The sequence below is a fragment of the Treponema endosymbiont of Eucomonympha sp. genome (genome assembly GCF_001028545.1).
In genome coordinates this window covers 1-1,227 of record NZ_BBPW01000260.1, presented here as the reverse complement: position 1 = coordinate 1,227, position 1,227 = coordinate 1, and the positions used below count along the sequence as shown (strand labels likewise).

The 1,227-nt window shown below is 38.9% G+C and carries 3 protein-coding genes; all 3 read left to right on the top strand.

The window, feature by feature from the left end; translation table 11 throughout:
- The coding region (locus AWU74_RS11820; protein ID WP_202966418.1) for an RraA family protein at positions 1–255 on the top strand (255 nt) is incomplete at its 5' end.
- Between the two features lie 26 nt (positions 256–281).
- Positions 282–1,106 carry a 3-deoxy-manno-octulosonate cytidylyltransferase gene (locus tag AWU74_RS06400; RefSeq protein WP_202966417.1) on the top strand — a complete coding sequence of 275 codons (825 nt, stop codon included), beginning with the start codon at positions 282–284 and terminating at the stop codon, positions 1,104–1,106.
- Positions 1,103–1,227, top strand: a 125-nt coding sequence (locus tag AWU74_RS13520) for a cytidylyltransferase domain-containing protein (protein WP_438816363.1), incomplete at its 3' end; no start/stop codon positions are given. The genes AWU74_RS06400 and AWU74_RS13520, both read left to right, overlap by 4 nt.

The window sequence follows — 1,227 nt, the reverse complement described above, 5'->3', positions numbered from 1 at the left end:
TATTCTCCGGTAGATATAAAAGGCCGTGGACGAGTACAGGCTGTTGATGTAGATATACTGGTCGATGGCGTTGAAATCCATAAGGATGATTTAATTTTTGCAGATAACGATGCAATTTGTGTCATTCCAAAAGAAATTGAGCAAAAAGTACTGGCTTTAGCTGAAAAAAATGAGGCCGAAGAGAAACGTATAATTGCTCTGATTGACAGCGGCATATCGATTGAGGATTTACTTAAACAAGTTAAGTCATTTTGAATAGCGAAAAATTGAGAAGGTGTTTTATGTGCAATGATTTGCATTTTATTGGCGTTATACCAGCACGGTATCAATCTTCCAGATTTCCGGGTAAGCCTTTAGCTGATATATGCGGAAAACCCATGATCTGGTGGACGTATCAAAATGCTAAAAAGGCAAGCGGTCTTGATGATTTATATGTGGCAACTGATGATCAGAGGATTGAATCGGTGTGTAATAATTTAGATATTAAGACGATAATGACTTCTGATAAACACACAACCGGTGTTGAACGGCTTGCCGAAGTTGCATCAAGAATAACATCAGATTATTATATTTTGATTCAAGGTGATGAGCCATTGCTGGAGTCTGAAACAATTTCTGATATGATACAACTGGTATCCAGCCAAGATATAAATAAAGATCTGTCCTGTGTGTATACGTATAAAACTCAAATACATCTGCCAGTTGATGCGGTAAATCCAACAATTATTAAGATTGCTACAGATTTATATGACACCGTTTTATTAGCCTCAAGAAGCCCTATTCCATTTCCGCAAACGGCGATGAATTTTGATTATTACAAATCAGTTGGCGTGTATGCATATCCATTGCCCGTATTAAAGAATTATTACTCCCTCATAAAAGGTCCTTTGGACAAAGCGGAAAATCATGATTTTATGCGATTGCTTGAAAATCAAGTAAAAATTAAAGCTATTACTTATGATACGGAAACCATATCGGTAGATACTCCGAAAGATTTAGAACGCGTGCGACGGATTATTTCCGAACGTAGCAATACCCCCCCCCCGTGTAGGCTAATAGATAGGGGTAGAAAATCGCCTTTCTCAGATTTGAGGAGGGCAGCATGAAAGTTGTAGGTGTAATTCCGGCGCGTTATGCGTCAAGCCGTTTCCCGGGGAAACCACTCGTTGATATATGCGGAAAGCCCATGGTGTGGTGGGTGTATCAACAGGTGAAAAAAGTTAATTT

Excerpts from the sequence above, each read along its gene's own strand:
- AWU74_RS06400 (WP_202966417.1), top strand. The coding sequence starts at position 282 with ATGTGCAATGATTTGCATTTTATTGGCGTTATACCAGCACGGTATCAA.